At 75.1% G+C, this 3,083-nt stretch carries 4 protein-coding genes; 3 read left to right on the plus strand and 1 reads right to left on the minus strand.

The window, feature by feature from the left end; all coding sequences use genetic code 11:
- Window positions 1–90: 90 nt before the first annotated feature.
- Complete coding sequence (locus HGA02_RS14520; protein ID WP_124342348.1) at window positions 91–456, minus strand: YciI family protein; 366 nt, start codon at window positions 454–456, stop codon at window positions 91–93.
- A 153-nt stretch (window positions 457–609) separates the two neighbouring features.
- Here HGA02_RS14520 and HGA02_RS14525 point away from each other — a divergent pair, with 153 nt between their 5' ends.
- From HGA02_RS14525 to HGA02_RS14535, 3 genes are all read left to right on the plus strand, one after another.
- Window positions 610–1,275 (plus strand): dihydrofolate reductase family protein, encoded by a 666-nt coding sequence (locus HGA02_RS14525; protein WP_168679694.1) that lies wholly within the window; start codon window positions 610–612, stop codon window positions 1,273–1,275.
- A gap of 164 nt (window positions 1,276–1,439) precedes the next feature.
- Window positions 1,440–2,705: an alpha/beta hydrolase-fold protein gene (locus HGA02_RS21490; protein WP_168679696.1), complete on the plus strand. Its 1,266-nt coding sequence runs from the start codon at window positions 1,440–1,442 to the stop codon at window positions 2,703–2,705.
- A 116-nt stretch (window positions 2,706–2,821) separates the two neighbouring features.
- Window positions 2,822–3,083 (plus strand): hypothetical protein (locus tag HGA02_RS14535; protein WP_168679698.1); only part of this gene is annotated, 262 nt, incomplete at its 3' end.

A 3,083-nucleotide genomic window follows, 5' to 3' on the forward strand; every position in this document is an offset into this window, starting at 1 on the left:
CCGCGGCGCGCAGCACGCCCTCGACCGAGGCCGCAGCCGCGCCCGACGGGGGAGCCGCGCCCGGCCCGGACGCCGCCGCAGGAGGCACCGTCACATCTCCTCGCCCGACCCGACCATGACGGCCCGCAGCTCGATGGCCCCGCCGAACCGGGTGTCCGGCCAGCGCGCGGCGATCTCCTCGGCGCGCTCGTGCGTCTCGACGTCGATCGCGACGTAGCCCGCGAACTGCTCCTTGCTCTCGACGAACGGCCCGTCGGTGAGCGTCGTGCGGCCGTCGACGAACCGCGTGGTGCGCGCGGCGGACGGGTCGGCGAGCGCCTCGCCGCCGACGAGCTCCCCGCGCTCGGTGAGCTCGTCCATGATCTCGCCGACCTCGGCGAAGAGCGCCGTCCGCTCCTGCTCGGAGAGCTCGTCCGTGAAGCCGGGCCGGTTCCAGATGAGCAGCATGTACTTCATGGGTCTGTCCTTCCGTCGGTCGACCGCCCCGGGCGGGTGGTCCGCGCTCTGGTCGGAGCCGGCCGACGGATCTCGACACGATCGCCGTGTCGAGATCGGCACGCCCGCTCCGACCACCCGACGACAGCATCCCGACACGACCAGGAGGACGCCATGACCCGGACCGGCAGGCTGCGCGTGCACACGATGTCGATGAGCCTCGACGGCTTCGTCGCGGGCCCCGACCAGTCGCTCGACGAGCCGCTCGGCGTGGGCGCGATGCACCTGCTGCACGGCTGGATGTTCGGCACGCGACGGTTCCAGGACCTCGACGAGGCCGAGGGTCGCCCACCCGCCGACGCGCTCGACGACGAGGCGGTCGACGCGGGCTTCGAGGGGATCGGCGCGTGGATCCTGGGCCGGAACATGTTCGGGCCGATCCGTGGCGACTGGGGCGACGGGTCGTGGCAGGGCTGGTGGGGCGAGGACCCGCCGTACCACTGCGACGTCTTCGTCCTCACGCACCACGCGCGCCCGCCGCTCGAGATGGCGGGCGGAACGACGTTCCACTTCGTGACCGACGGGATCCACGCGGCCCTGGACCGGGCGCGCGAGGCCGCCGGCGGGCTGGACGTGCGGCTCGGTGGGGGAGCGGCGACCGTGCGGCAGTACCTGGCCGCGCACCTCGTCGACGACCTGCGGTACGCCGTCGTGCCGGTGCTCCTGGGCCGCGGCGAGCGGCTGTTCGAGGACCTCGACGACCTGCCGGCGGCCTACCGCGTCGCGTCGGTGCGGCAGTCGTCGTCGGTCGTGCACGTCCACGTCGAGCGAGCCGTCTGACCGTCGCGAGCACGCGGCCGCCGCGCCGTTGCGGTCCGAGCGGCACGGCGGCACGCTCGGTCGGGAGGCCGCCCTCCCGGCACCGACCGGTGCGGGCGGGACGTGACGGCGCGTCGAGAGGTGGTGCGCGTGGCGGTCGTCGTCTGCACCGTGCGGGGATGCCGGTGAGCGTGCCTGGCGTGCACCTGCCGACGCAGCTCGACCCGGAGGTCGTCCGGGCCGTCGCGGGTCGGCGCGACGCCATCTCGTCGTGGTGGACGGTCGGTGCGCTGCTGGTGGTCGCCGCGTTCCTGGTGCTGGTCGCGGTGCGTCGTCGACGCCGCCGGCACGGTGGGGGCGGTGACGGTGCGTCCGAAGGGGACGACGGTGCACCCGCGACGGACGGCGCCGCCACGCGCAGGCCGACCAAGCGGCGCCGCCGGGCGTGGCCGTTCGTCACGGCGGCGACGCTCGTGACCGTCGTCGCGCTCGCCGTCGCGGCCAACGCGTTCTCGGGGTACGTCCCGAACGTGGCCGGGCTCGGCCTGTACGTGGGGTTCGGCGGTGCCGGTCCGCGGCCCGGCCCGACCGCGTCGGTCGTCCCGTCGCCCGGTGCGACCGTCGCGACGGTCGCGTCCCCACCGCCGACGGGGCACGGCAGGCTCGTCGAGACGACGATCGCGGCGCCCGCCGACCTGCGCGTGCCCACGTCGACGACGTACCTCTACACGCCGCCGGGTTACGACGACTCGGGCCGCACGCTCTACCCGCTCGTGATGCTGCTGCACGGTGCGCCGGGCACGTCGCAGGCGTGGTTCGGCAACGGGATCGCGCGGACGCTCGACGCGCTCATCACGTCGGGCCAGCTGCGGCCGGTGATCGTCGTGACGCCCGACACGAACGGCACGGGCACCGACGACACGGGCTGCCTCGACTCGACGCAGGGCGGCTCGGAGGTCGAGTCGTACCTCGAGGACGTCGTCGTGCCGTGGGCGGACGACCACTACCCGACGTCGCGCGACTGGCGGTACGGCGCGGTCGGCGGGATGTCCGCCGGGGCGTACTGCGCGCTCGACCAGGGCCTGCGGCACGTCGACCGGTACGGCACGATCCTCGCGATCATGCCGTACGACAGCCCCGGCTCCTCGGGCGTCGACCAGCTCGGCGCGGACGGCGACCTCGCGGCGCACACCCCGTCGCGCTACCTGCCGACGCTCGACCTGCCGCACCCCGTCGCGGTCTTCCTCGCCGACGGTGACGAGGAGGACGTCGCCGAGGTGCGCCGGGCCCGCACGGACCTCACGGCCGCCCTGCGGGCCCGCGGGCAGACGGTCGTGACGAGGATCGTCCCCGGAGGCCACGACTGGAACACCGCGGCCGAGGCGATCCCGTACGGGCTCGTCTTCTGGGAGCAGCAGATGCGGGCGGCCGACGCGGCCGGCGCGCCCTGAGCGACGCGCGGACGGGACGGAGGCTCTCAGCGAGCCGGGGGCCGGCACCCAGGGACGTCACAGCCGGCGGCGGTCGGATGGTCGTCGACGCAGTCCCCGCGGCACCGGAGGGCACGATGACCAGCACCGACGACGAGACGACCGACCCGACGACCAGCCGGACGACCAGCCGCACGACCAGCCGCACGACCAGGCCGACGCCCTGGGAGACGACCTGGCTGACCGCGAACGTCCGGCCCGCGGGGTCGTTCGGCCGCGAGGACGTCGAACGCCTGCGGGCGCTGCTCGACGCGCTGTCGGCGTCCGCGTCGCTCGTCGTCCTGGACCTGCAGGCGGCGTCGCTGCGCAGCGGCCGGGCCGCGGAGGCGATCGACGTCG

The organism is Cellulomonas septica (genome assembly GCF_012396155.1).
Classification (GTDB): domain Bacteria; phylum Actinomycetota; class Actinomycetes; order Actinomycetales; family Cellulomonadaceae; genus Cellulomonas; species Cellulomonas septica.